This window comes from Chryseobacterium sp. KMC2 (assembly GCF_016756935.1).
Classification (GTDB): domain Bacteria; phylum Bacteroidota; class Bacteroidia; order Flavobacteriales; family Weeksellaceae; genus Chryseobacterium; species Chryseobacterium rhizosphaerae.
On the sequence record NZ_JAESIT010000032.1, the window covers coordinates 1 to 25,364 of the forward strand.

At 36.0% G+C, this 25,364-nt stretch carries 21 protein-coding genes and 2 tRNA genes; 12 read left to right on the forward strand and 11 right to left on the reverse strand.

The window, feature by feature from the left end; translation table 11 throughout:
- Window positions 1–21: 21 nt before the first annotated feature.
- Both JML65_RS22780 and JML65_RS22785 read left to right on the forward strand, forming a co-directional pair.
- Window positions 22–95, forward strand: a tRNA-Asp gene (locus JML65_RS22780).
- Window positions 96–125: 30 nt separating this feature from the next.
- A tRNA-Asp gene (locus tag JML65_RS22785) sits at window positions 126–199 on the forward strand.
- Between the two features lie 99 nt (window positions 200–298).
- Here JML65_RS22785 and JML65_RS22790 read toward each other — a convergent pair.
- The 3 genes from JML65_RS22790 to JML65_RS22800 all read right to left on the reverse strand — a co-directional run bounded on the left by JML65_RS22790 (window position 299) and on the right by JML65_RS22800 (window position 5,534).
- Entirely contained in the window at window positions 299–1,480 is a 1,182-nt protein-coding gene (locus JML65_RS22790) for a phosphatidylinositol-specific phospholipase C domain-containing protein (protein ID WP_202272386.1), read from the reverse strand.
- 18 nt (window positions 1,481–1,498) lie between these two features.
- On the reverse strand, window positions 1,499–4,345 hold the full coding sequence (locus tag JML65_RS22795; protein ID WP_202272388.1) for a TonB-dependent receptor: 2,847 nt from the start codon (window positions 4,343–4,345) through the stop codon (window positions 1,499–1,501).
- Window positions 4,346–4,481: 136 nt separating this feature from the next.
- Window positions 4,482–5,534: a helix-turn-helix transcriptional regulator gene (locus JML65_RS22800; RefSeq protein WP_202272390.1), complete on the reverse strand. Its 1,053-nt coding sequence runs from the start codon at window positions 5,532–5,534 to the stop codon at window positions 4,482–4,484.
- 654 nt (window positions 5,535–6,188) lie between these two features.
- Here JML65_RS22800 and JML65_RS22805 point away from each other — a divergent pair.
- Both JML65_RS22805 and JML65_RS22810 read left to right on the forward strand, forming a co-directional pair.
- Window positions 6,189–6,947, forward strand: coding sequence for a response regulator transcription factor (locus JML65_RS22805; protein ID WP_047486969.1), 759 nt, complete (start codon window positions 6,189–6,191; stop codon window positions 6,945–6,947).
- A gap of 121 nt (window positions 6,948–7,068) precedes the next feature.
- Complete coding sequence (locus JML65_RS22810) at window positions 7,069–8,106, forward strand: L,D-transpeptidase (RefSeq protein ID WP_228450397.1); 1,038 nt, start codon at window positions 7,069–7,071, stop codon at window positions 8,104–8,106.
- Here JML65_RS22810 and JML65_RS22815 read toward each other — a convergent pair.
- Together JML65_RS22815 and JML65_RS22820 are read right to left on the reverse strand one after the other, a co-directional pair.
- The gene (locus JML65_RS22815; protein ID WP_047486964.1) at window positions 8,099–8,626 is read right to left on the reverse strand and encodes a hypothetical protein; all 528 of its coding nucleotides are present in this window, start codon (window positions 8,624–8,626) and stop codon (window positions 8,099–8,101) included. The genes JML65_RS22810 and JML65_RS22815 overlap by 8 nt on opposite strands.
- Window positions 8,627–8,629: 3 nt before the next feature.
- Window positions 8,630–9,952: a retropepsin-like aspartic protease gene (locus JML65_RS22820; protein ID WP_202272392.1), complete on the reverse strand. Its 1,323-nt coding sequence runs from the start codon at window positions 9,950–9,952 to the stop codon at window positions 8,630–8,632.
- Window positions 9,953–10,093: 141 nt separating this feature from the next.
- Here JML65_RS22820 and JML65_RS24045 point away from each other — a divergent pair, with 141 nt between their 5' ends.
- Window positions 10,094–10,225 carry a hypothetical protein gene (locus tag JML65_RS24045; protein WP_262896506.1) on the forward strand — a complete coding sequence of 44 codons (132 nt, stop codon included), beginning with the start codon at window positions 10,094–10,096 and terminating at the stop codon, window positions 10,223–10,225.
- On the opposite strand, the gene JML65_RS22825 is transcribed toward JML65_RS24045, so the two are convergent.
- Together JML65_RS22825 and JML65_RS22830 are read right to left on the reverse strand one after the other, a co-directional pair.
- The gene (locus JML65_RS22825) at window positions 10,222–11,544 is read right to left on the reverse strand and encodes a retropepsin-like aspartic protease (RefSeq protein ID WP_047486957.1); all 1,323 of its coding nucleotides are present in this window, start codon (window positions 11,542–11,544) and stop codon (window positions 10,222–10,224) included. The genes JML65_RS24045 and JML65_RS22825 overlap by 4 nt on opposite strands.
- Before the next feature lie 114 nt (window positions 11,545–11,658).
- Window positions 11,659–12,303 carry an alpha/beta hydrolase gene (locus tag JML65_RS22830; RefSeq protein WP_047486954.1) on the reverse strand — a complete coding sequence of 215 codons (645 nt, stop codon included), beginning with the start codon at window positions 12,301–12,303 and terminating at the stop codon, window positions 11,659–11,661.
- Between the two features lie 247 nt (window positions 12,304–12,550).
- On the opposite strand from JML65_RS22830, the gene JML65_RS22835 reads away from it, so the two are divergent.
- Complete coding sequence (locus JML65_RS22835; protein WP_047486949.1) at window positions 12,551–12,970, forward strand: hypothetical protein; 420 nt, start codon at window positions 12,551–12,553, stop codon at window positions 12,968–12,970.
- A gap of 257 nt (window positions 12,971–13,227) precedes the next feature.
- On the forward strand, window positions 13,228–14,886 hold the full coding sequence (locus tag JML65_RS22840) for an AraC family transcriptional regulator (RefSeq protein WP_202272394.1): 1,659 nt from the start codon (window positions 13,228–13,230) through the stop codon (window positions 14,884–14,886).
- A gap of 17 nt (window positions 14,887–14,903) precedes the next feature.
- On the opposite strand, the gene JML65_RS22845 is transcribed toward JML65_RS22840, so the two are convergent.
- On the reverse strand, window positions 14,904–15,137 hold the full coding sequence (locus JML65_RS22845) for a hypothetical protein (protein ID WP_047486943.1): 234 nt from the start codon (window positions 15,135–15,137) through the stop codon (window positions 14,904–14,906).
- A 470-nt stretch (window positions 15,138–15,607) separates the two neighbouring features.
- Between JML65_RS22845 and JML65_RS22850 the strand changes: the two genes are divergently transcribed.
- Window positions 15,608–16,642, forward strand: coding sequence for a T9SS type A sorting domain-containing protein (locus JML65_RS22850; protein WP_202272396.1), 1,035 nt, complete (start codon window positions 15,608–15,610; stop codon window positions 16,640–16,642).
- Between the two features lie 362 nt (window positions 16,643–17,004).
- Here JML65_RS22850 and JML65_RS22855 read toward each other — a convergent pair whose 3' ends face one another.
- Both JML65_RS22855 and JML65_RS22860 read right to left on the reverse strand, forming a co-directional pair.
- Entirely contained in the window at window positions 17,005–17,637 is a 633-nt protein-coding gene (locus JML65_RS22855; RefSeq protein ID WP_084087876.1) for a response regulator, read from the reverse strand.
- Window positions 17,627–19,600 (reverse strand): ATP-binding protein, encoded by a 1,974-nt coding sequence (locus tag JML65_RS22860; RefSeq protein WP_202272398.1) that lies wholly within the window; start codon window positions 19,598–19,600, stop codon window positions 17,627–17,629. The genes JML65_RS22855 and JML65_RS22860 overlap by 11 nt, the downstream gene beginning before the upstream one ends.
- A gap of 200 nt (window positions 19,601–19,800) precedes the next feature.
- Between JML65_RS22860 and JML65_RS22865 the strand changes: the two genes are divergently transcribed.
- A complete protein-coding gene (locus JML65_RS22865; RefSeq protein WP_047486930.1) occupies window positions 19,801–20,220 on the forward strand; it encodes a hypothetical protein in 420 nt (139 codons plus the stop codon).
- A gap of 72 nt (window positions 20,221–20,292) precedes the next feature.
- Here JML65_RS22865 and tyrS read toward each other — a convergent pair whose 3' ends face one another.
- A complete protein-coding gene (tyrS, locus tag JML65_RS22870) occupies window positions 20,293–21,588 on the reverse strand; it encodes a tyrosine--tRNA ligase (protein ID WP_202272400.1) in 1,296 nt (431 codons plus the stop codon).
- Between the two features lie 150 nt (window positions 21,589–21,738).
- Between tyrS and JML65_RS22875 the strand changes: the two genes are divergently transcribed.
- The 3 genes from JML65_RS22875 (at window position 21,739) to JML65_RS22885 (ending at window position 25,336) form a co-directional block, all read left to right on the forward strand.
- Window positions 21,739–22,299 carry an RNA polymerase sigma factor gene (locus tag JML65_RS22875; protein ID WP_047486924.1) on the forward strand — a complete coding sequence of 187 codons (561 nt, stop codon included), beginning with the start codon at window positions 21,739–21,741 and terminating at the stop codon, window positions 22,297–22,299.
- A 280-nt stretch (window positions 22,300–22,579) separates the two neighbouring features.
- Complete coding sequence (locus JML65_RS22880; protein ID WP_202272402.1) at window positions 22,580–24,349, forward strand: aminopeptidase P family protein; 1,770 nt, start codon at window positions 22,580–22,582, stop codon at window positions 24,347–24,349.
- A gap of 420 nt (window positions 24,350–24,769) precedes the next feature.
- Window positions 24,770–25,336: a Crp/Fnr family transcriptional regulator gene (locus JML65_RS22885; protein ID WP_202272404.1), complete on the forward strand. Its 567-nt coding sequence runs from the start codon at window positions 24,770–24,772 to the stop codon at window positions 25,334–25,336.
- Window positions 25,337–25,364: the final 28 nt, after the last annotated feature.

Here is a 25,364-nt window from a genome sequence, read left to right on the forward strand (position 1 = left end):
TCAATTTCTTTTAAAAAAATTGATCCGGTAGTTCAGCTGGTTAGAATGCCGCCCTGTCACGGCGGAGGTCGCGGGTTCGAATCCCGTCCGGATCGCAGAAGTTTTATCAATTTCTTTAAAAAATTGATCCGGTAGTTCAGCTGGTTAGAATGCCGCCCTGTCACGGCGGAGGTCGCGGGTTCGAATCCCGTCCGGATCGCAACTCAATTAAAAAAACCTGTAAGTATTTACAGGTTTTTTTGTTTTCTGAGAGATCACTTAAAAAAAGCCGGTTCTGAAAACAGAACCGGCTTTACTATTATTTGCAGGAAGTGTTGATGGGATTGTTCATATAATCCTTTTCCTGAGGTGGATGTACATAATAAGGGGTGCCGTATGTATTTCCGGGGCGGAAGAAATCGGTGGAGATAACCTGTGCACCACTGCTGAAGGCTGCTTTAGCCCGTGAAGTATCATTGATCTTTGCCTCATAAGTTTCAATGTCTGACCTTGTTCTTACCATAAAGCCCTGCTTTACCAGATCCTGTATTTCTTTTTGTCTTATGATGGCATTATCCCGAAGAATAAAACCGGCAAAAGAATCATCAGGTTCACTGCTGAGAAACATGATTCTGTCTTTCAGTGAGCCATTGATAAGATAAGGATTGTTTTTAGAGGATAAAGTTCCGGCACTTCCGGGAAGCAGCATAAAGATAAATTTATCCTGAGCCTCTTTAAGCTTTGGCCAGTTATGGTGCGTTACAGCTTCTTTTAATGTTGAATACTTACCCTGAACCTCTTTGGGAGTAATAATCTTATCTTTTCCAAGGTACTTTATGATTTCTTCATCCAGCTCATCGTATGCTTTTTTATCAAAAGGTAAAACTTTCGTGCTGTTTTCAAAAATAGGGAATCCTGAATCTTTTGCCTCTATCATCATAAAGATAGGGCTATGTCCCGGATGTTTGTCAGACCACTGACGAAGGGTTGTGAGGGCATCTTTTAAAGTGGGATAATGCGATCTGAAATCTATATCCGCCATATGCAGTACTTTGAAACCGGGCTGGTCCAGGCCTTTTGTATTCATAGGCGCCAAATCAGTTATTCCCTTTGCCTGTAAGATCTGATAGGTAGCAGGGTTGCTGAAACGTTTCCCCTCCGGATCATAATAAACATCTATTTCCAGGCCCCGGAGATTGGCATTGAGCTGTTCTGTAAAATCAGGGTGGTTGTAATTCAATCCCTCTTTCAGATCCATTCCGTAAGGATGGTATTCTTTGAATTTAGCTTTTTGCTCTTCAGACATGCTGCTGCTGTATTTCTGCATCATACCGTTAATAATTGGAGTAACCAATTCCAATACCCTTGGGTCTGCCGGCTGGGCATATGAATTGTGGGTTCCTACAACCTGAAGTTGATTGATCTTTATATTCTGGCATTTATCCTGTGCCTGTATTAATGCTGCCATACAACATGCAGCTCCATATATATACTTTTTCATATGAATAAATAATTTTGATTAAAAATTGAAATTGAACCCCATCTGTCCGCGCATCCCTGAATAAGAAATATTTTCTACACGATCCTTTACTCCCATATAGTAGCGGTTGGGTTCATTGAAAACATTATTAAGCTCTATAAACAGACGTATTCTCTTTGTAATACTATATGAGGTGGAAATATCCACAGTGAAGTTTTTATCAAAGTACTGATAGTGATCTGCGCCTGCAGCGGCCCTGATCTCACTTACATAATTCCCTTTATAATTTCCGGCAAGACGAAGCATTAATTTATTGGTTTCATAAAACAGTATTGTATTGAAAATATGTTTTGCCTGATTGGGAATAGTGGTAGACATCGTACCGGTCTGTTTACCGTTTTCATAGACAGGCATATCCATTTTAGAGGAGATATAAGTATAGTTGCCTTCAAAACCTATATTCTTTAAAAAACCCGGCAGATTTTCAAAACGTTTGGAGATCCCAAATTCAAAACCGAAGAGTTGAGCGCCTTCCAGGTTTTTAGGGGCAGTAAAAGTATAAGACCTTCCGGCAATCTCTGTAACGGACTGATCTTTATAGATAAGATTGGTGATGTCTTTATAAAAAACGCCTGCTGTAATAAGATCCAGTTTACCGAAGTAGTTTTCAAACATGATATCAAAATTGTTCGAAAAGGTAGGGTCCAGCTTGGTATTTCCCTGGGTGATCGTATTGGTGATATCATTTACGATTGTTCCCGGGTTCAGATCATTGAAATCAGGTCTTGCGAAGGAGCGGGTATAGGCCAGTCTCAGGATGCGGTCACTGTTGATATTCCATTTCATATTGACCATGGGAAGCAGTACATTATATGTTTTATTGTCTTTAATATCTACTGCCCTGGCATTTTGATCAGAGGTTACCTTTTTGCCCCAGAATGTAATAGCATTGTATTCATTTCTGAATCCTCCCAATACCTGCAGCTGATCCGTAATTTTCCAGGTTCCCATCAGGTAGGCTGCCCATACGTTTTCAGTGCCTCTGTAGGAGCTCGTAATATTGGAGCTGCTGTCTTTGGTATTGACCTGCATTAGGCCTAAACTGTTTTGGGTACCGGTCGTATACATTTGGTCAATTTGCGCGTTGGTGATCTGATCAATGATCACTGAGTTATATGGATTACCAAGAGGGTTCATAAAACCTCCTCTGTAAGGGAATCCTTCGCGTTCCAGCTGGTTCAGGTAAGTAACCGGTGCTCCGGGAATCCCCAGGGATGATTTGGGCATCCAGACCAGTAAAGAACTGTTGACTACTTTTTCTTTATTATTATATTTTGTCCCCCATTTAAGCTCAAATCTGTCTGATACTTTATATTTTAAATCAATTTGTCCCCGGAGGTCTGTTTCACTGTTATGATTCTGGCTGAGGATAATCTGGTTTAATCTTAGCTTATCTGCGGCTATACTCTGCAGGGTATAGGGCAGTGTATAAGCTCCTGTATCTCCAACGCCGTCAGGAGCATCCATCGCATTATATTTTCTTCCGTCTGCAGACAGATTTCCGTAGGTCATAGGCTGTATGAAGTTGACCATAGGATAGCCTCTTTCATCCTGAGAAAGATTCGAAGGTGAGTTAAATTTGAATTCCGAACGTGCTTTGGATAATGACCAATTGACTTCCATACGCTGTCCTACCTGGTGGTTACCCCCCAGCTGCATAGAATACAGATCGGTAAGATAATCTGCATGACGGGCCTGAAGCATTACATTTTTACTGTCGAAATTAAAATAGGTTTCCCGTACGGACTGCCCATCTTTATACTGACTGTACAATCCTTTAACATATAATTTATTCCTGCTGTCGATCTCATAATCCAATCCTAGATTGAATCCCAACGTTCTTCTGTTGGCCTGATAATCCCGTAACTGTAACTGATTGATCGAGTAGGAAGCTGTTTTGTCCTTGTTTCCGTAATTGAAAATATTCCTCATCTGATCTATGGCAGTAGAGCGCTCCCAGATGACCGCTGAGGTAATAAATTTCAGTTTATCAGTAATTTTATTTCCGTATACTACTGATGTATTGTAGGTAGGGGCTTTGGACATATTAACGTAGCCGGAAGCCATGCTTATTGCCAGGGTTTCTTTATTAGGAGAGGTTTTGGTGATAAAATCTACATTTCCACCAATGGCATCACCATCCAGATCAGGAGTCAGCGCTTTAGATAAACGTACATTCTGAATGAGCTCTGAGGGAAAGATATCCATTTGAACTCCTCTGTTGGCATTATCACCACTGGCACTTGGCATTCTATTGCCATTCAGGGTAGAGGCAGTCCATTGTACCGGTGTTCCCCTTACCGCTACGAAGCGTCCTTCACCCATATCCCGTTCAATAGATACTCCCTGCATACGCTGTACGGCATCTGCTGCATTACGGTCAGGAAGTTTTCCTATTGCATCAGCGGAAAGAACCTCTGTAATCGTATTGGAGTTTTTCTTCATCGTGATAGCCCTGGCCTGTGATGCTTTGTATACACTGGTAACAATCACTTCCTGAAGACTGTTTTCTTTAGGTTTTGCCCCCAATCTGATTAATCCGAGATCAGTTTCCTTTTTATCTGCGACGGAGAAAGGAATATACAGCCTTTCATATCCCTTGTATTCGACAACAAGTTTATAAGTGCCATCATACACATTATTAAGAACAAAGGAACCATCCGTATTGGAGGTAACCTTTTCCCCGGTATTTTCAATATAGACCAGGGCATTGGGAAGGTTTCCCTCACTGTCCACTACAATACCATGAATGGTTGTCTGTGCAAAGGCTAAAGGCCCAAGTAGAAAAAATGCTGCTTTTGTTAAAAAAAGTCTTTTGCGTGCCATCTCTGTAAAAATTTCATGCAAAGATGTAAGGTCACTAAAAAGTTTTAGTTCATTTAAATTTTATGCAACTTCTTTCATTGAGTTCGAGGTGAACTGTATTGTAAATCAATATTTTACCAATATTAAATTATTGTAACTAATGAACGAGCTGAGAGGGGAGACAGTCAAATTCCTTTTTGAAGTATTTATAAAAAGTAGACTTGGATTTAAAACCACACTGAAATGCAATATCAATAACACTGGCAGAAGGATCTTCTGATAAAATCTGTTTAAAATGATAAATACGGTTTCTATTGGTATATTCGTGAAAGTTGGAATGAAGATGCTTGTTGAAAGTAATACTTAGGTCTGCTTTATTTATTTTCAGATGGCTGGAAAGCTGATCCAGGGTGAATTCTTCATCCAGATAAATGTGACTGTCCTGATAAAAGGAAGTAATAGCATTTTGTACGGTAATGAAGTCTATTTTTGAAAGATCTTTATATTGATACGTTTCTTTTGGAACAGGAAGAGAATAGGTGTTCTGCGGCTCTTCTTTCAGGTTGTTTTGATAGGTTACCATATACACGTACAGAATCCAGCCAAATTGAATAAGAAATAAAAGGCTGTAAATCTTTTGATAGACCAATGTATTTAACCCCAGCTGATAAACAGCCCAGAAAACCAATACTCCCATTAAAACATAGCAGGCTAAGTACCGGAAATTTCTGACCAGAGGATGATTACTGCTGTGGCGATGCTTTATTAAAAGATAAATGCATACAGAAAGACTGGCTACCCAATAATAACTATAATAAATGAAATAGGATTTATAGGATTGAATAGCGATATCGGCCCAGGAAAGTCCGAAAATTTTTGCAGAAAGAGCAATCGCATGATGAATAACAACCAGGGTTAAGGGAATAATCAGATATTTGAGTTTATCCCGCCATCTGGCATTGATTAAATAGGTGGTAATGTATAAGAAAATAAGCCCTTTAAAAACACGGAGGCTTCCCGGTATTTCATACAGTACGGATTCATATCCAAACTTCTGAATAATGAAATATTCATATCCCATATCCAGGGTTACTACCACAATATATAATAGCAACATATTCAGTACAGATTCTCGGTTCCTGATAAGAGAGATTAATAGAGTAAGAGTGATAAGTGCCTGTAGTACAACTACCATAATGATGTATAACATGATAACTGATATTTTGTCAAAATTATAGATAATATGGGCACAGTATCTTTAACAAATTATTAAATATCAGTATTGATAAAGCAGCAAATTTTTATAATCTAAATGATTGAGGTTAAAGTATTCTAGTTTTTTCTCCCACATTGCCTTTCCCAGTTTGGGTTTTCTCCTTTATCATAATGTTTGATAAAATATTTATGCGATATTGTAGGCTTCCCAGCGGGCTGTAGATGACAAAAAAATACTGCCTGGTAAGACAGTAATAGAGATTAATCAGTAATAAAGTGTTCTGATTTTTGAAGGCTGCTATAATTCGGCCGTTGTTTTATAATATTTTCAGTCTGAATAATCCTCCATTATCCGAGGCGATTACGATAAAAACTTCATTGTTGAAATCTACTTTTTACGATGACCGAATTGTTTTGGCAGCTTCTTTATATCATGGTTATTGATAACAGTAAAGGAGTTTATTGATAGCTTCTTTAAAGCTGGTTTCAAACCCATCTTGCGACGATCTTCCAAAAAGGCACAATCATGAAAATCTTTTCGCAAAAGTAAATCACGGTATTTTGAAAACTGCTACACTTTTGTGTAGATTTGTGGTATCGAAGCTAAAACTACTCTTTTGTGTAGTGTACGGATTGATATTTTAAACCTATGGAAGAAATTAATAGATTTTTTAATGATAAAAACGAAGTCAGTAAGGATGCAGACATCGACTTCAGCCAGTCCGGAGATTATCTGGAGGCTGTAAAAGCACTGGCAAGAACCACTTATCAAAGTTTATACGTTATTAATTATCAGACGAAAGCATTTGAATATGTTTCTGAAAATCCTCTCTTCCTGTGTGGGAAAAGCTCTGAGGAAGTAAAGGAGCTGGGTTATGCTTTTTATTTTCAGAATGTAAAACCTGAAGATGTAGAGATGCTGATCAAGATCAATAAAGCAGGATTTGATTTTTATGAAACCATTCCTGTAGACGAAAGGAAACTGTATTCCATCTCTTACGACTTTTATCTTATCAACGGTAAAAAGAACCTTATTCTTGTCAATCACAAACTTACCCCGATGTTTCTTACCGAAGAAGGGCAGGTGTGGAAAGCTTTATGCATCGTTTCGCTTTCCAATAGCAGCGCTTCGGGAAATGTTGTCCTTAGCAAAGAAGGATCGGATACCCTATTGAAGTATGATTATGTAACAGATGTCTGGGAAAAAAGTGAAAAAATAAAGCTTTCCTCCAGGGAATATGAAATTTTAAGTCTATACGCGAGCGGTTTGACGATCAACGAGATATCTGAAAAACTTTTCATTACTGCCGATACTGTGAAGTTTCACCGAAAAAAACTTTTTGAAAAAATTGGGGTAAATAATATTGCCGAAGCGTTAACTTATGCTAAAACCAATAAATTGTTGTAAAGAATCTACTTTATTACCGTTTTTTTACGGTATTTTCTATAATGTCTTTTGTGATTCGATTTTAGGTCTGATATTTGTACTGGGTAGCCAAACTAAGTGACCTAATTTATTTATGAAGAACATGTCTGTGAAAAAATTATTTCTATACGCATGCTTATGCGCAGTATTTCTTGTTTCCTGTAAAAAAGAAATAGAAAAAATAAGTGATACTTTTAAAGATACAGCTTCTTCTGTGTCAGGAAGTCCTGAAGCGAAGACTGATTCTATAAAGAAAGATTCCGTACCCGTAGTCAAGAAAGAATCTGTTCCACCGGTAATGCAGGAAAATGGATTTTACAATGCTTTCGTTATCCCAAAAGATAAAAAAATGAGAGATTCTCTCTATGCGGAATTCAGCAAAAAATATAACGAAAAAGAAAGGACCGCCATTTTAGCTTTAAACAGGCTGGATTCTAAAAGTAAGTGGAATGCAGATACCTTAGTAGTCCCTGCGAAAATAGATACCACCCTGATGGCATATTCACCTTTCCCTATGCAGCTTGATGTATTAAGTGGAGTAAAGAAGTTTGTGATCTTTTCATACCCTATACAGGCTTATGCTGTTTATTCTAACGGAAGCCTGGTGAAGTGGGGGCCTACAAGTATGGGGAAAAAGGCTGCACAGACCACAAGAGGACTTACTTTTGCCAATTGGAAAAAGAAACTCTCCATTTCCACTGTAAGCAGTGAATGGAAACTTCCTTATAATTTTAATATCCATAATATTGGAGGGATCGGATGGCATGAATATACGCTTCCGGGATATCCTGCATCGCACTCATGCTTACGATTACTGAGAAAAGATGCCCAATGGTTATACTCTTACGCAGATACCTGGATCCTGAATCCTGGAGGTGCTACTACAAAAGCGAGAGGAACAGCGGTAATGGTATTTGGTGACTACAACTGGGGAGGAAGAAGGCCCTGGAAGAAGCTTCTGGATGATCCCAATGCTAATAATATCTCCGTGGAAGAGCTGACCAAATTACTGGAACCGGATGTTCCCAAGATGCTGAAAGAACAAAGCAACAGAGAAAAAGTAGCAGATTCTATCAAAACGGCTAAAGCGATGGCTACCCCGGTTGACAGCGAGAGACCAGTAGAACCGTCTTCTAATTAATCTTTTTTTCAAACTGTAAAGTCGATTCTTCAGCAAATCTTCTCAGTTTAAGCATTTCTTCCTTTCCTTTATGCTGCCCGAATCTTGCTGCAGCATAAGTGAGAAGAATAAAAAATAACATCACAAAAGAAGCGCTCAATGCCCAAGGGTATTCGGCGCTTTTTATTTGCTTTTCTACATAATACATGGTAAAGAAGGTCATCCAGAGAATAGAAAAAGAGAAATAAAGGAACATGAAAAATGTCCAGACTGCTGAGCTGGGACCGAATACTCCACGGATTACCGTATGGTCATCTTCCATTTCTACCCGCAAAGACAGGCGGGGTTTCCAATAATTATCATATTTTGTTTCTACAGAGATGGTAGCCACCTCTTTGTTTATATTTCCGGAAAATTCATCCTTATGCCCGGCAAGATATTTTTTTAAACTTTCCGCATATTCTTCTTTGGTAAGATGCGTAAACATTTTAAATCTCGGACGGGTTCTTATTCTGTCTAAAGTGGTTTCTTCGGTCTTCATATTTTAATCTTGATAAGGTATTGGATCTTCTAAAGCGAAACTTATTTTTAAGGTTTCATTGTTTCTTTGGACAACAATATTAATGTCCCGGCCCTCAGAAGATTTCATTAATTCATTAATTTTTTGTAATGTCATATTTGATGCATTTTTACCATTGATGCTGATAAGTCTGTCATCTGTTTTTAACCCGGCTTTATAGGCGGGAGAATCTTTTCTGACTCCTGCAATTGAAAAAAGCGGTTTTAAGCTAAAATTGTATTGGAATGATTCTGCTTTAAAGGTCTCATTCATAGAACCTGAATATGGTTTAGGCTCAATTTTCACTCTTTCTTCGGCCCATTGCATGCCGTCTTGTTTGAAATCCAGTCCACTCATATTAAAATGAAAAGGGTCATCAAAATTTCTGTTTTTTTTAAGGTATAGTTTTTTATTATGATAATCAAAAAAAATGGTAAAACGACGCATTATTTCTCCACCTATAGAACCTTTCCGGTCTGTTACAAGATTCACATGCTGGATAGAAAATTCATCAGGCATTGCGGTAAGTGGTTTTTCAAACTGAAATTTTCCAATATAAAAATTGTGAATTCTGCTTCTCTTACCATAGATATCCCCATTGAAACCACGTCCGAGGAAATCATCAATATTAGGTCTGTTATAAACGAAATTTTTAATAAGAGAAGGAAAGAGCCATATAGCATCGCTGTTTCCAAGGTCAATTAATAATTTTGAACTTTTCTTTTCATTGGTCATCTCTATATCGGCATAGAGATAAGGTTTATCTTTTTCTATGGTAATCGGAAGTTCTTCAAATTTTTTGATTTTCTTTTTAAACAGGTCAGTATCTTCATACACAGTTAACTTCTTAGCCACATAATCTATTGAAACCGGATGGTTTTTGAAAAAATGATATCCAATCACTCCGTTTACAGGAATCCCTATATGGGGTGAAATATTGAATTCTTCATTGGTAACAATATAAAGAGACATGGAGGTATTGATCATAGCATCACCTATCTTGGCAGTATTGCGTTCAGACTTGAACCCATCAAGGCTTAAACTTCCCCCAAGTCCTGAAAATTTTATTTTTTCAACATTTTCAAGCTTTATTTTCTTGTTTTCCATACTGAAAAGCATGGTTTCGGATACACCTGTGTCTACTAAAAAAGTAAGCTCTGCCCCATTAATATTAATAGGAATAAAGATCAGATTATTGATAAGTTTGAAAGGAATAACAGCTTTTTTGGCGTTGATTAATTCAAAAGAATTCTGTGCATTACCTAAAATGCCAAAGAAAAAAAATAATAAAATAAATTTTAATTTCATGTACTGAATTTAGCGAAATTATATTAATTGTAAATAAAAAATATTCCAAATGCAGGAATGTTTACAAGGGTATCCGGCGCTTTTTATTCACTTTTCTACGTAGTGAATCATCAAGAAAGTCATCCGGAGAAAATTTGAAAAATGTACAGACTGCTGGGCTGGGACCAAATACTTCATAGATTACGGTATGGTCATCATCCGCCAAAGACAGATGTGGTTTCCAATAATGATCATATTCTGTCTAAAGTGGTTTCTTCGGACTTCCTATATTAATCTTGATAAGGTATTGGATCTTCCAAAGTGAAACTTAAGGTCAAGGTCTCATTTTTTCTTTGGACAACAATGGTAATACTTTGTCCCTCGGAAGATTTCATAAGCTCCATAATACTCTCCAGAGTCATGTCTGAAGCTTTATTTCTATTGATGCTGATTACTTTGTCATCTTTTTTGAGACCTGCTTTATAGGCTGGAGAATCTTTTCTTACTCCTGAAATGGAAAAGAGAGGCTTCAGCGTGAATTTATATTGAAAAGAATCCCCTTTGTACACTGAATCTGTTTTGGCAGTCGAAGACTGAGTTTCAATTTGTACTCTTTCATGACCCCATTCTAATCCATCCTGCCTGAAATCTAATCCACTCATATTAAAATGAAAAGGATCATTGAAATTCCGGTTCTTCTTTAAAAATAATTTTTTGTTGGCATAATCAAAAATAATAGTAAACCGGCGCATAATTTCTGAACCTACAGAACCTTTTCTATTGTCCACTAAATTAACATGTTGGATAGAAAACTCATCCGGCATAGCGGTCAGTGGTTTTTCAAATCGAAAATTTCCAAGATAAAAATTGCGTATTCTGCTTCTTTTACCATAGATGTCTCCGTTGAATCCACGCCCCAGAAAATCATCAATATTAGGTCTGTTGTATACAAAATTTTTGATTAGGGTAGGGAAGAGCCATATTGCATCGCTGTTTCCTAGATCAATCAAAAGTTTTGAGCTATTCTTTTCACGGGTCATTTCTACATCAGCATACATATAAGGTTTATCTTTTTCAATGGTAATAGGAAATTCATCATATTTTCTGATCTTCTTTGTGAGCAGGTCAGCATTTTCATAGATAGTAATTTTCTTTGCCTGATAATCTATAGAGATAGGATGATTTTTAAAAAAATGATAGCCAATAACTCCGTTTACAGGAATTCCTACATGAGATGAAATATTAAATTCCTCATCAAGAATAATATAAATAGACATCGAGGTATTGATGACAGCATCCCCAATTCGGGCTGTATTACGCTCAGATTTGAAACCGTCGATACTTAGGCTTCCCCCAAGACCTGAAAATTTTATTTTTTCAACGTTTTCCAGCTTTACCTCTTTGTTCTCCAGGCTGAAAAGCAGCGTTTCTGCTACTCCCGTATCCACTAAAAAAGTAAGTTCTGCTCCATTGACGGTGATCGGAATAAAGATGAGGTTATTGATAAATTTAAAAGGAATAACAGCTTTTTTGGTGTTGATCAACTCAAATGAGTTCTGGGCATTTATAAAAATGCTAAACAATACACCCAGTAAAAGAAGTTTGAATTTCATTTACTGAATTTAACGAAATTATCTTAATTGTAAATAAAAAAACATTCCAAATGCAGGAATGTTTATATAAACTACAATAATGTAGTGTTTATCTTGAAATTATTTCAAATAAAGCTATGCGTTTTTTGAATAAAAATCCATCAGGTCCATATAGTTTTTTTGATTGACCCCATGTCCGCTCATATATTCTCTGAAGGTAAAATAACAGCTCAGATCATACAACAGGTCGGCAGCCTTTCTTCCCCATTCTAATGGAATGACAGCATCCTCTGTTCCATGTGATATGAAAAAACGTAATTTTTCAAGTTTCTTCTTATCTTTTACAATACCATCTAAAAGTTTTTCTTCCGGATAAGAACTAAGACAGGCAATATTATTAAATAATTCAGGGTGCTTCAAGGCTAAGGCATAACATAATATTCCTCCCTGGCTGAAACCGCACAAATGAACCTTACTTTCTGTAAGACCATAGTGATTGATAATTTTTAATATACTTTCCAATGTACCTTCCAATGATTCTTTGGCCTGATCTAAATCAATGAAATTCTCCGGGTTGTTGAAGTCTATATCAAACCAGGAATACCCTTCAAATTGGGTGTCTCTGGGTGCTCTGAAACTTATAATAAGCCAATCAGCAGGTAATGTTTCTCTGAAACTGAAAAGATCCTGTTCGTTGCTGCCATATCCGTGGAGCATAAAAAGAATAGGAGTATTGGCTGTGATATTCTCTGGTTCTCTTACTAGATAATCTAAATTCATACAGCAAATATAATTAATAAATCATATTGTAATCTTACCTTTTATAATTCGTTTGGGTAACTTATCGAATAATATATTGTATGTTTAATAATTAGCTGTTTGCACTGTATTATTGCATTTTAGAGATCTGTTTTACTTTTTGCTGATTTGATATTATTTACAAATTTTCATTGGAAATTTTTCATAAAAGTTATTTTTATATTAATAAAAAACTTATATTTGAAACATTAAAAAATCTATTTGAAGAATGAAGCAATTTTACAAATCAAAAAGTTTACTTAGACTTTCTTTTTTATTCGTTTTATTATTTTCTGTGATTACCGTTGTAAGTTCTTGTAAAAAAGATGACGATGATGAATTTCAGGATCATGTAGTTCAGTTCGAAGTGAAAACAACTACCGGAGGAGTTATTAAGACTATTGTAACCCAGGTGGGTACTACTAAAAATGATATCTTTGATCCTGTAGGAACCTCATGGAAGAGTGAAGAATTCTTTGTGAATTCCAGCCAGGCACAATTAAATCTGGATGCGAATGCATTACTTCCCGAAACTGATTCGGAATTGACTATCAACCTTTGGATAGATGGTGAAATTGCAAAAACCAGCAAGAAGAAAGGGAAAGGTGTTTTAGTAGCTTCTATTGATTACAGCTTCTTAGAATTGTAAATAAACATTATAATATATCATTAAAACCGCTTTTTAAGGCGGTTTTTTATTTTTTTATCATTTGACAGGTACTAGATTTTCGTTTGATTTTTGTGAAAATCAGTTGTAACTTCTTTTTAGATTTTGAATTGTTGACTTTAGTAGGTTGATAGATAATGTTGTTAAATTGTTTTATTATTTAAAATCTAGGAACAAAATTAAGTATCTTAGAATATTAATTTTAGTTAGAAAAATAGATGTGGAAAAAAATAACGATATTGATATTTTTAATTGCATTTTCTTCTGTATTTCCACAGAACCAACAAAATATACAGGCTTACAAAGATAAATTTTTTATCTACCAGAAAATAGGAACGGATAGTGCTTTAACGTACGTAGATAAAATTTTTGCTTCAAAAAATAATGCTGATCTGGCATTTGCATATACTGCAAAAAGATACTTACTGACCATTACCGGAAAGGAAAATGAAACTCAGGGTTATATGGTAAAAATTAATACCTATTTAAAGAAAATTCCTGAAATTGAGCAAAATTATGGGAATCTGTCGCACATATATAATATTCTCGGAAACACCGATATGGCCAATGAATCCCCTAATGAAGCATTAAAAAAATTTATAAGGGCTGATTTTTTTGCACAAAAAAATAATGATATCCGGCAACATATAAAGATCAAGGGAAATATTGCCTATGTAAAGCTTAATATAAAGCAAACAGATGATGCTATTTCGGAAACCAGGCAAGTGCTTGAGCTTCTGGAGAATAATAAGTATTTATATGAAAAGGAAAATTTTGAGATTATTTACAACAACCTGTTTTCTAATTTAGGTCACCTGTATTCTGATAAATACATCTCTGACCCGGATAAGAATAAAAAATATGCAGACAGTGCGCTGCAAAATTTTAATCAACTGCTTCGTTCTACAAAAGATAAAAAGCTGTTGGCAGGCACTTATCTAAAGCTGGGGACATTAAATAACAAGCAGGAAAATTACCAGAAAGCATCTGGATATTATCTGAAAAGTCTGGATCTCTATACTTCTCTGCAGCTTAAGGATGAAATTCTCAATCTTAAATATAATTTAGGAGTGAATTACTATGAGTTGAATGAATATATGAAATCCAAGAAGAGTTTTCTGGAAATGTCCCATTCAATGGAGAAAGATTCACAGGTAAATATAGACTATATTTTTGCCCAGGATTATTTATCCAAAATTTATTTAAAAGAAGGGAAAGCAGATTCTGTAGAATTTTTTAATAACAAATTCATTGAGCTGTACCAAAAGAATTCTGAATTGGAAAAGAAAAATATTGCCAATATTTATAAGGAAATCAATTCCAAAAATTTGAATGAAGAGATCAATAAAAGTGCTTCTATACTTAGGAACCGTTTGTTTCTTATTATCATACTGGTTGTATTGATAGGCTGTATCACAGGATATTTATTGCTTCAGATCCGGAAAAAGAAAAAAATAGAAATCAGACTGGATGAAATATTACTTCAGGTGAAGAACAGCAGCCTAAACAATCATCAGAATAAAAGCAGCTTCACAATCAGCAATGAAAAAGAAGCTGAGATCATGGAAAAACTGCTTGAACTGGAAGACAAAAAGATCTATCTTAAAAATGAGTTTAACCAGGCCTATGCAGCCAAAAGACTGGGCACGAATACCACTTACCTTTCACAGACGATCAATAAATACATGAAGAAATCCTTCAGTGAATATACCAACGAATTAAGAATCAATTATATTCTGAAGGAATTATCTGAAAATAGAAAACTGCGTAATTACACTACCCAAGCGCTGGCTGATCTTGTGGGTTATAAAAGTGGAATTTCTTTTGCAAGAACGTTTAAAGAAAAAACGGGAGTTACCCCGTTTCAGTATATTGAGAAATTAAATGCGGAGAATTGATCCAGATTGAAATAGCCTTATACGGAAGTTGAACATAGATGTGCACATTGATCGATGCACATATTTGAAGAACAGCATTCATTGATCGTCATCTTCCAGCAATGATCTACAGTGCCCGAACCGTTGCCATTATTAGTTCCACCGCCACCACCAGGTCCATCATCACCAATAAGAGAAAGCTGCCCGGCAATGATTGTTGATTGTTCTTTTCTTGATAATTTTTTTAAGCTGTTTTTACATTGTATTTTCATATTATTTTTTTTAAGTATTATTCTAAAAGTTCGGTAGATGGTTTAAAACATATCTGCCTTTATCTATGGATCTATTTTTTCAACGCACCATCAATTTCTTTCCGGCATTCCAATGCTATGATATTCAGAAACCCAACCATTATTTAAATTTTGTTTCATCATAGCTGTTTTTACTATGGTATCGCGATATTTTTATGAATGCATTGGTGTGTGGCGTAAAATTAAAAATTAATACGCTTTCAAAACACATCCCACCCAGAAGGATAATTTGAAATATATGATTTTTGCTTAATTGTTTGTTTTTTAATGTTTTATATTGTGTTTGAAGACGTACTTTTTATAAAAAGTTCTATTGTTTTTTATAAAAAATTGATTCCTACAGTTTTTTTTTAGCTCTGGTTAAGCAACATTTGTACTCGAAATTCTTGTATGAAACAAAATCTTAAAATTATAAAGCAAAAATTTAAAGTATGAAAACAAAATATCTACTCATTATTATCTTATGTATACTTTTTACTACACAGATAAAGGCACAACCTACCATTACAAGTGCAGATATAATTACCGGAACTTTCCCAAATACAGCTGTTTCGCTTGCGCCGGGAGCGTATTCTCCAGGAAGTGGAGGAGCGAATATAACCTGGGACTTTTCCAATATTCAAGGAACAGCGATTGGGGTTACGTTTGTCTGGGGAGTATGTCCGGGTATTGCTGAATGTTCGGCTTTTCCCACAGCAAACCGGTATATCGCATTAATTGATCCCAGTACCGGAACTCAATTCCCTGATAAAAATATGTTCCGTCTTATAGACTCTCAGTTTGAACATTTAGGTGCTCGTAATGAAACAATGAATTTTACCTATGCTTATACGGATACCCCGATTGAACTTATATTTCCTCTTACGTATGGACAGTCTTTTACAGATACTTCTTCCGTAACGGATAATACCATTACAACAACCACCAATGATGTATTTACAGCGGATGGGTATGGTACCATTATAACACCTGCTGGTACTTTTACCAATGTGCTGAGAGTGAAAAAAGTAAGTACTGTAACATCATCCGGTGCAGGTACAACTTCAGTAACAGAAATGATCAATTATATATGGTATAAAAACAATAGAGAAACAATTGCGGTCTTTTCAATCGTCAACCTTATATCACCGGTATCGGCACCCCAGTCTTCAAACTTTCAGTATGCTACCAATGCTAACCTTGCTACGGAAAATATTCAGGTAGAAAAAAAGCCGATAATGTATCCCAATCCAGTAAAAGACGGAAAACTATGGATAAATATCCCTTCAAACACTAAAATTAAATCGATCAGAATATATGACATGACCGGGAAGCAGATTTTCGCAGAATTACAGCATCAAATCATCCAGATAGGAGGTAAGCATATGATCAATATGCAGAACTATCCTGAAGGAAACTATATTGTCAATATGGAAACCGATAAAAATACCATTTCTCATACCATACAGATTAGAAAAAGCAATTAATACTCATCGTGCATGGGGATATATGGAAATTACAGGTTAATAAATCTCTATTACACAGAATCACTTTGTCAATAATATTTTTTTTTCATAAATTTTATAATTATCAACTGTTACCCTAGTCCCAACATGCACAATGAGTTTACTATAATTTTTTAATAAACTAAATAATAAACAATTTAATAAATGAAAGAAAGATTTTTATGGCTGGGCCTGATTTCACTTTTTGCAGGTAAGGTTTCAAAGATCATTTTGGGGTCAACGTGGAATTCGATGGTGGATCAGTAGCCTTGGGTGGTAGAGGAGGAATTGTTTTAAAAATTTAATATATCATTAAAACCGCTTTTAGAGCGGTTTTTTTATTTTCAGATCATATTCTGCTGTACGGCAATAGTGATGAGCTCAGTAGAGTTTTTTACCTGAAACTTTTGCAATAGATTTTTACGGTGTGTATCTACAGTAAGAGGACTCAAAAACAGTTCATCAGCAATCATCATGCTTGTTTTTCCCTCTGCTACCATTTGCAGGATCTGTTTCTCTCTTTTAGTGAGTCTTGGTATTGGGTGGTCATTTAGGGAAGGTTTACTGATAATCTGTCTGGTTTCATTACAGAAAACAATATTTCCCGAGTAGGCCCCCTGAATACAAACGACCAATTCATCAATAGAGGTGTTTTTAAGAATATAACCACTGGCTCCGTTTTGAAGAGACTGCATAATGATACTTCTCTCAGAACGGTTACTAAACATAATAACTGAAGTATCCGGGGATATTTTTTTTATTTCTCTGCAGAGCTCCGTTCCATTGGCATCAGGCAGTGTAATATCCAGAAGGATAATATCCGCTTTGTGTGATCTGATAAACCCCATGATTTCTGAACCGGAGGTGAAACTTTCCGAAACACTAAAATGTAATTGATTGTTCAGCATCATTTTCAATCCTTCAATGACGATAGGATGATCGTCTACAATGACAATATTTATTTTTTTATTCTCCATCAATATTGAGTTCTATGTTAACTGTTGTCCCCTGGGTATCTGAACTTACCTCCATTTTTCCTCTCAGGTAATTGACCCTGTTTTTCAAATTCCGAAGCCCCATACTTTTACTGGTTTTCTCAATGTCTTTTTCAAATCCCTTCCCGTTATCTTCAATAGTGATCAAAAAGTTTTTCCCTGATTGAGAACATTGAAGTAAAATATTACTGGCTTCAGCATGTTTAATAGCATTCGCCAATAACTCCTGTACAATGCGGTAGATATTAAGCTGGATAGTTACGGGCAGATCTTTTTCAATGTCAATAGCCTGGAAATCAATTTCGAGGTCTTTTCTGATATAAAACTCACAAAGATCCTGCAAAGCGGTTTCCAAACCAAAATTAAGTAAGGATTCGGGCATTAGGTTTCTAGCCACATGGCGGAGTTCACTCACAGAGCTATCTAATTGTCCTAAAATCCTGTAAAACTCCTGATCTTTTTCAGCATCTAAATGACTGGACGACCAGGTAGAAAAATTAATTTTAACGCCGGCAAGCATCCCGCCCAAACCATCATGAAGATCCCTCGCGATACGCTCCCTTTCTCTTTCTTCACCATCCAGAATAGCTTTGGTAAGTGATAATTCTTCCTTTTGTTTGATGTCGTTGATCTTTTGCTCAGATATCTTTTTGTTTTTTCTAAATATGATAAAAAAGAAAAGTAAAAGGCTTAAGGCTAATACCAGAATGAAGCTCAGTCCCCATAAGTAAGAATTTTTCTTATTGACTTCTAATTCTTTTTGTTTTTTTTCAGCATTTAAAGTGGCTATTTTTCTTTCTTTTTCAGCAGCATTAAATTTTGATTCAATCTTATTGATCTCAAGTTTTATATTTTCCGTATTCAAACTGTCGCTAAGCCCGGAATACCTTTGTTCCCATACCAATGCTTCCCGGGCATTTCCCATTTCTTCACTGAGTATAGAAAGTTGCTTATAAATGGTCTTTCGGTTATTGAGATCAAGGGCAAGAGATTTTTCTGTTAAAATACCCTCCAGAACATTTTTAGCCTCATGGTATTTCTTTAATTTTCTTAGAATATCATATTTATTGAAATAAAACATTTGTGCCAGCAGATTCTGATTGAACTTTTTTGCATAAAAAATTCCTTTTTCAATCACAGGCAGTGCTTCAGAATTCTTTTGTTTGGTAATACAATACAGGGTTTTACTGTAATAATAAAATGCATTGACTGAGGATTCCGGATAAGGGGCAATCAGCTTTTCAGCTTTATCCAAGCATTTTTTTGCTTCATCCCCGTTGGTCTGATAGCAGAAATTGTTGGCAGAATTGAGATAGGTGAAAAATAGCTCTGCAGAATTCGGATAGTTCTTTTCAAGAATTTCTAAAGCTTTAGTATTATAATTCTCAGCTTTTTTTAATTCAGCATTATACATGAGAATAACGGCAAGTTGTGTATATAAAAATCCCAGACTTCTGCTGTTTTTATATTTTTTAGCCAACGGAATACTTTTTTCAAGGATAATCTTCAGCAAGAAAGGGTAGCCTTCCTTATCCTTTTGTGCCACTCCATAGCTGTACCATGCTGAAGACTGAAGGAGGTCCGACTCTTCAGTCTTGAATTTTGATAATCCTTTAATGGCCTGCTCATAAAAGATAGCCGCCTTAGCTTTATTCCGGTCCAGGTAATATTGCGCTTTGTAAAAATCATATTTTGCAGAAAGGAAAGGATTGTTTTTGATGAATGTTTTCCCATTTTCCAGGTACTTCCTGCTCAAAAGAGAATCGATATTTCTGTAATAATTGGACAGCAGAAAATAAGCATTGGCCTTTGGAATGTTGGATGTATTAGTTGTTGTAATGTTTTGCAGGCTGTCTAAATAGGGTTGCTCATGAAGAGGAATGATTTGCTGGGACTGTAAACTGAAAGACAGGAATAAGCTTAATAAGATAAGTAATCTCTTCATGATGGATCAATTCTGTATAATATTTTTAAAAATGCTCAATTTAATTAAAAATTTTAGCAAAAAAAATACCTGAATCTAGGTAGAAAAAATTACTCATTTTTCAGGATTGATAAAGTTTATAGACTCTAATAGCTTTGCAGTTATCAAATCACTAATCATAGAATATTAAATAAAGTAACTAAAATTTAAACAAAAAGATTATGAAAAAAATGAGAATGAGTCAACTGTTGAGAGGTACGTTTGTTGTATTATTAGCAACTATGTTCATCGGTTTTGTTTCATCTTGCAGTAAAGATGATGACGATGACAATACTCCGGGAAGCGGGAAAAGTCATAAAGTGGTTTTTAAAGCGATTGCTTCTACAGGAGCTGACATTGATGTGGCGGTATATGGAATAGACGGTAATCCTACAACGGCTTCAAGCCTTAGTGGAACGACCTGGACAAGTCCTGAAGTGACTTCAGAGGCAGGAGCTTATAATGCCAATGTTGCCGTAAATGCAATTGGGGCGGACGCTTCTGCAACGTTAAAAGTTCAAATCTGGGTAGACGGAGAATTAAAAAAAGAAGGTACTTCCAGCGGTCAATATTTATCGGCTTCTGCAAGCTACACATTTTAAAATCAAATTATTTTCGAACGAAAAACGGCGCTGAGATAAAATCTCAGCGCCGTTTTAATAATATATTCAGAATTAGATTACTTTTACAATAAAGTAGCTTTTTTTACCTTTTTGAAGTAACAGGAATTTCCCGTCAATAAGGTCGCTTTCGCTAGCTGCAAAAGTATCATTTACTTTTTGTTTGTTTACAGAAATTGAATTTCCTTTCATCTCCCTCTGCGCCTCACTCTTAGATTTTAAGAACCCTGATTTTTCAGAAAGAAGATCAATGATGTTAATTCCCAATACATCTGCTTGGGCCACTTCTTTTTGCGGAACACCGTCAAAAACTTCAAGGAAAATTTCTTCGTCAAGGCTTACAAGATCCTCAGCGGTAGAACGTCCAAAAAGAATTTCCGAAGCTTTTAATGCCTTTTCATACTCTTCTTTTCCGTGTACCCAAACAGTAACTTCTTCAGCCAGTTTCTTCTGAAGTTTTCTTTCATGGGGAGCTGTTTTGTGCTCTTCAATCAGCGCTTCAATCTCTTCTTTTCCTAAGAATGTGTAGAATTTAATGAATCTTTCAGCATCATCATCTGTAGCATTCAACCAGAACTGGTAGAATTTGTAAGGTGAAGTTTTCTTTTTATCCAACCAATAGTTTTCTCCACTTTCAGATTTCCCGAATTTGGAACCGTCAGCTTTTGTGATCAAAGGAACCGTTAATGCAAATGCTTCTCCCTGAGCTTTTCTACGGATCAGTTCTGTTCCTGTAGTGATGTTTCCCCACTGGTCAGAACCTCCCATCTGAAGTTTTACATTATTGTTTTGATACAGGTGAAGGAAATCATATCCCTGAATCAGCTGATAAGTAAACTCCGTAAAGCTCATTCCGTCTGCACCTGCTTCCCCTGAAAACCTTTTCTTTACAGAATCTTTAGCCATCATATAGTTGACCGTGATATTCTTTCCGATATTTTTTGCAAAATCAAGGAAAGAAATATTCTTCATCCAGTCATAATTGTTGACCAATTCTGCTTTATTAGGCTCGTTTCCATCAAAATTTAAAAACCTTGACAGCTGATTCTTTAAACAGTCAACATAATGTAAAAGCGTTTCTTCATCCAAAAGATTTCTTTCCGCAGATTTTCCGGATGGATCTCCAATCATACCTGTAGCTCCTCCTACAAGAGCAATAGGCTTGTGCCCGTGCTGTTGGAAGTGAGCAAGAATTTTTATCTGGATAAGACTTCCGATATGTAAAGAATCGGCTGTCGGATCAAAACCAATATATGCAGTAGTTACCTCTTTATTCAGTTGTTCATCGGTTCCGGGCATCATATCGGCATACAGACCACGCCATTTAAGTTCTTCTATAAAGGAATTCATTGATTTTTTCTTTAAAAATTTTACGGGGCAAAGATAGTAAATTCAGAAGTATCAAGGGGGTAAAAGGGGAAATTTGCTGATTGATATATTTGCCAATTCAGTTTTCTTCAGTCTTTGAATTTTCATTCAAATATGCTATATTTGTTAGTAATGAACGACGAACAGCTATTTCTGCTCATTCAAAAAGCCAAGGACAAGGACCAAAAGGCTCAGACTAAACTCATTAATGTTTTTTGGGTAGATGTTTTCTCTTTTGTGATGAAAAAAGTAAGGGATGAAAATGATGCCGACGAAATCACTGTGAACGTCTTTTCCAAAGTACTCTCAAAGCTGGATATGTTTGATCCCCATTTTCAGTTTAAAACCTGGGTCCTTACCATAGCTCAGAATACGGTCATTGACTTCTGGAGAAAGAGAAGCCGTGAAAATGAGGATGCCGTTGAAAATCTTGATGAGGTTAAAAATCAATATGCAAAATCTCCTGAAGAACTGATGATTTCCAATGAAGAGCAGAAAAAGATCATTAAAACCATTGAATCTTTGGATGCCAACTATCAGGATATTATCAAACTTAGATTTTTTGAAGAGAAAAGCATCAAAGAAATTGCCGAAGAACTGGGGATTTCTGTTGCCAATACCAAAGTGAGAGTGATGCGTGCCAAGAAAGTGCTGGCTGAGCTGCTTAAAGATAATGAGTTTGAAGACAACTAAACGCTATCCCTTTTTTAAGAATCAGTAAATTAAATATTTTCAATTATAAATTACCCATTCCGGATGTAGGAGTGGGTTTATTAGTGCTCAATATATTGAGAAACTTCTTCAGAATACTTAATTCATTAAAAAGACTTACCATATATTATAAGATTCAATATATAGTGACTGTTTCCTGGGAAATTAAGGAATAATAACAGATTATTACGGAAAATAGACGGTGGAATTGATCCTTCGGGTTCAATTTTTTCGTAACTTTCGGTGTTTAAAAATGAAAAGAATGACTTCAAAGGAAAAAGTTGCTGCGCTTCGTGAAGAAATGCAGAAAAATAATGTTGATGCATTTATAGTATATTCTGCAGATCCCCATATGAGTGAATATCTTCCTGAAGAATGGCAGGAGAGAGCCTGGTTATCAGGATTTCTGGGTTCTGCCGGTTTTGTGGTAGTAACCAAAGATAAAGCAGGGCTTTGGACAGACGGAAGATACTTTACACAAGCGGTTGATGAGCTGGAAGGTTCAGGAATTGACCTTTTCAAAGATGGAATAGAAGGAACTCCCAATTATATCGATTGGATTATTTCGGAAATTCCTGCAGGAGGTAAAGTGGCCGTTAATGCTTTAGCAGCTTCTCATGCTAACTGGGAACTGCTTTCTCAAAAATTTAATTTAAAAAATATTGTACTGGCTGATATTCCTCTTTTAAAAGAAGTTTGGAAAGAAAGAGGTACACCTTCAAAAAATCCAATCTTTGTACACCCGGTAGAAAGAGCCGGTCAATCTGTAGCAGATAAACTTTCTGCTATCCGTCAGAAAATGGAGGATCAGGATGCTACTGTTCACATCATCTCAAGTTTAGATGATGTAGCATGGACTTCAAACCTTAGAGGGAGCGATGTACAGAGTAACCCTGTATTTTTAGGATATATTGTGATCACTAAAAATGATGCTGTTTTATTCACAGACCTGGATAAAATGGAAGTGGGAGCCAGAAAACAAATGGATGATTCTTTCGTGAAAATGATGCCTTACGAAGAATTCTATAATTATCTGAAAGCCTTCAAAAATGAAAAAGTACTGGTTTCTCCGAACACCAACCAACAGATTTTTGAAACATTAAAAACAGATAATCAGTTTATCAAAGCTCCGGTTCCCGGAAATCTGATGAAGGCTCAAAAAAATGAAACTGAGCTGGAAGGTTTCAGAAAAGTAATGGCGAGAGATGGGGTAGCGATGGTAAAATTCCTTTACTGGCTAACTCATAATGCCGGAAAAGAAACCATGAACGAATATTCTATCGGTGAAAAACTGAGAGGCTTCCGTGCAGAAGGTGAGAATTTTGTGGGAGAAAGTTTCGGTTCCATCATAGGGTATAAAGGTAATGGTGCTGTCATTCATTATTCGGCAAAGAAGGAAGGAAGCAAAGACGTGACTAATGATGCAAGTATCCTGGTAGATTCAGGAGGACAGTATCTTGAAGGCACTACAGATATTACAAGAACTTTTGCTTTGGGAGCTGTTTCCGAAGATTTCAAGAGAAACTCAACATTAGTATTACAGGGACTGATCCGTTTATCTATGGTGAAATTCCCGAAAGGAACTAAAGGAGTACAACTTGATGCCATTGCAAGACTTCCGTTATGGATGGATGGCAAAGACTACAATCACGGAACAGGTCACGGTGTGGGAAGTTTTATGAATGTTCACGAAGGCCCGCAAAGCATCAGAAAAGATCTGAATCCACAGGACCTTCTTCCGGGAATGGTATGCTCCAATGAACCTGGATATTACCTTGAAGGAGAATATGGAATCCGTCATGAAAATCTGATTGCCGTGAAAGAAGCGGAAACAACAATTAACGGAACTTTCTACGAATTTGAAACACTGACATTCTGCCCGTTCTTTAAAGATACCATAGTGAAAGAAATTCTTTTAGAAAATGAAATCGCCTGGTTAAATGGGTATCATAAAACATGTGAAGAAAAAATTGCTCCTTATTTAGAAGGAGAGGTTAAAGAATGGTTCTTACAGTTGGTAAGCCCTCTTTAATAAGATGTTTGTGCTGATTAAGGAATATAGCTTTTGGCACAGCATTGAACTTTAACAGAATAATTGTTAGATACATTTGAAGTCCTGTACGTCTTGTTACAGGGCTTTTTCTTTTTATACAACCGTATTTTTACGGAGAAAACTTTAGGGATTCCCCTGACACAGGGGAATTGAGAGCTGCCTATATTTGCATCAACACAAACATCATATCTTCATATACATAACTCAATCAGTTTTAAAACGGTAGTAAAACCATTCCATTCGGGGTGGTTTTACGTTTTTTGTAAAAGGATAGGATACAATTCCTCATGAGATCATTTTTGCTTTTCGTTATACTTTATAGTCCGTAATTTTATTTTCATGCTGTTTTTATTTATTTTCGCTGTATTCAAGTAGGAAGGATACTATTTTTTAAAAACTATGATACAGGATTATTTTCGAATGTTTTCCCTATTTTCAGAAAGTGAAATTGAGGAGTTTTTACATCTTTTTGAACCCCGGAGCCTCAGTAAAAATGACTACTTTGTGCAGGAAGGTGATCCATGTAAAGAGATTGCATTCATAGAATCCGGAATTTTCCGTTCGTATTATATTTCCGATGATGGGAAAGATACTACGTACTGTTTCAGATTTCCCAATAATCTGATGGCTTCCTATTCATCATTTATTTCAGGGGCTCCAAGTATGGAAACCATGCAGGCTATCTCCAATGCTGATCTGCTTATTTTGAAAAAAGATAAAATAGAAGAGCTGGTTCGGAATAATCCCAATTGGACCTTATTTTTAAAAGCAATAGCCGAGCAGGAATATATGGAACTTGAAAAAAGATTCTTTCAGCTTCAGCGTAACAATGCTGCCCAGAGGTATGCCGATTTACTTAAAAACCAACCGGATTATATCCAGAATATTCCGCTACAGTTCCTGGCTTCTTATCTTGGGATTACCCAACGCCATTTAAGCCGTATCCGAAAGGAAATTTCTTTTTAGACATTTGTCCTGTTCATTGGTCCGGAAG

Coding starts and splice junctions, on each gene's coding strand:
- JML65_RS22850 (WP_202272396.1), top strand. CDS start 15,608: ATGAAAACAAAATATCTACTCATTATTATCTTATGTATACTTTTTACT.
- JML65_RS22815 (WP_047486964.1), bottom strand. CDS start 8,626: ATGAAGACCGAAGAAACCACTTTAGACAGAATAAGAACCCGTCCGAGA.
- JML65_RS22800 (WP_202272390.1), bottom strand. CDS start 5,534: ATGTTATACATCATTATGGTAGTTGTACTACAGGCACTTATCACTCTT.
- JML65_RS22845 (WP_047486943.1), bottom strand. CDS start 15,137: ATGAAAATACAATGTAAAAACAGCTTAAAAAAATTATCAAGAAAAGAA.
- JML65_RS22810 (WP_228450397.1), top strand. CDS start 7,069: ATGTCTGTGAAAAAATTATTTCTATACGCATGCTTATGCGCAGTATTT.
- JML65_RS22860 (WP_202272398.1), bottom strand. CDS start 19,600: ATGAAGAGATTACTTATCTTATTAAGCTTATTCCTGTCTTTCAGTTTA.
- JML65_RS22855 (WP_084087876.1), bottom strand. CDS start 17,637: ATGGAGAATAAAAAAATAAATATTGTCATTGTAGACGATCATCCTATC.
- JML65_RS22830 (WP_047486954.1), bottom strand. CDS start 12,303: ATGAATTTAGATTATCTAGTAAGAGAACCAGAGAATATCACAGCCAAT.
- JML65_RS22880 (WP_202272402.1), top strand. CDS start 22,580: ATGACTTCAAAGGAAAAAGTTGCTGCGCTTCGTGAAGAAATGCAGAAA.
- JML65_RS22885 (WP_202272404.1), top strand. CDS start 24,770: ATGATACAGGATTATTTTCGAATGTTTTCCCTATTTTCAGAAAGTGAA.
- JML65_RS22875 (WP_047486924.1), top strand. CDS start 21,739: ATGAACGACGAACAGCTATTTCTGCTCATTCAAAAAGCCAAGGACAAG.
- JML65_RS22805 (WP_047486969.1), top strand. CDS start 6,189: ATGGAAGAAATTAATAGATTTTTTAATGATAAAAACGAAGTCAGTAAG.
- JML65_RS22835 (WP_047486949.1), top strand. CDS start 12,551: ATGAAGCAATTTTACAAATCAAAAAGTTTACTTAGACTTTCTTTTTTA.
- JML65_RS24045 (WP_262896506.1), top strand. CDS start 10,094: ATGTACAGACTGCTGGGCTGGGACCAAATACTTCATAGATTACGGTAT.
- JML65_RS22865 (WP_047486930.1), top strand. CDS start 19,801: ATGAAAAAAATGAGAATGAGTCAACTGTTGAGAGGTACGTTTGTTGTA.
- JML65_RS22820 (WP_202272392.1), bottom strand. CDS start 9,952: ATGAAATTAAAATTTATTTTATTATTTTTTTTCTTTGGCATTTTAGGT.
- JML65_RS22795 (WP_202272388.1), bottom strand. CDS start 4,345: ATGGCACGCAAAAGACTTTTTTTAACAAAAGCAGCATTTTTTCTACTT.
- JML65_RS22825 (WP_047486957.1), bottom strand. CDS start 11,544: ATGAAATTCAAACTTCTTTTACTGGGTGTATTGTTTAGCATTTTTATA.
- JML65_RS22790 (WP_202272386.1), bottom strand. CDS start 1,480: ATGAAAAAGTATATATATGGAGCTGCATGTTGTATGGCAGCATTAATA.
- tyrS (WP_202272400.1), bottom strand. CDS start 21,588: ATGAATTCCTTTATAGAAGAACTTAAATGGCGTGGTCTGTATGCCGAT.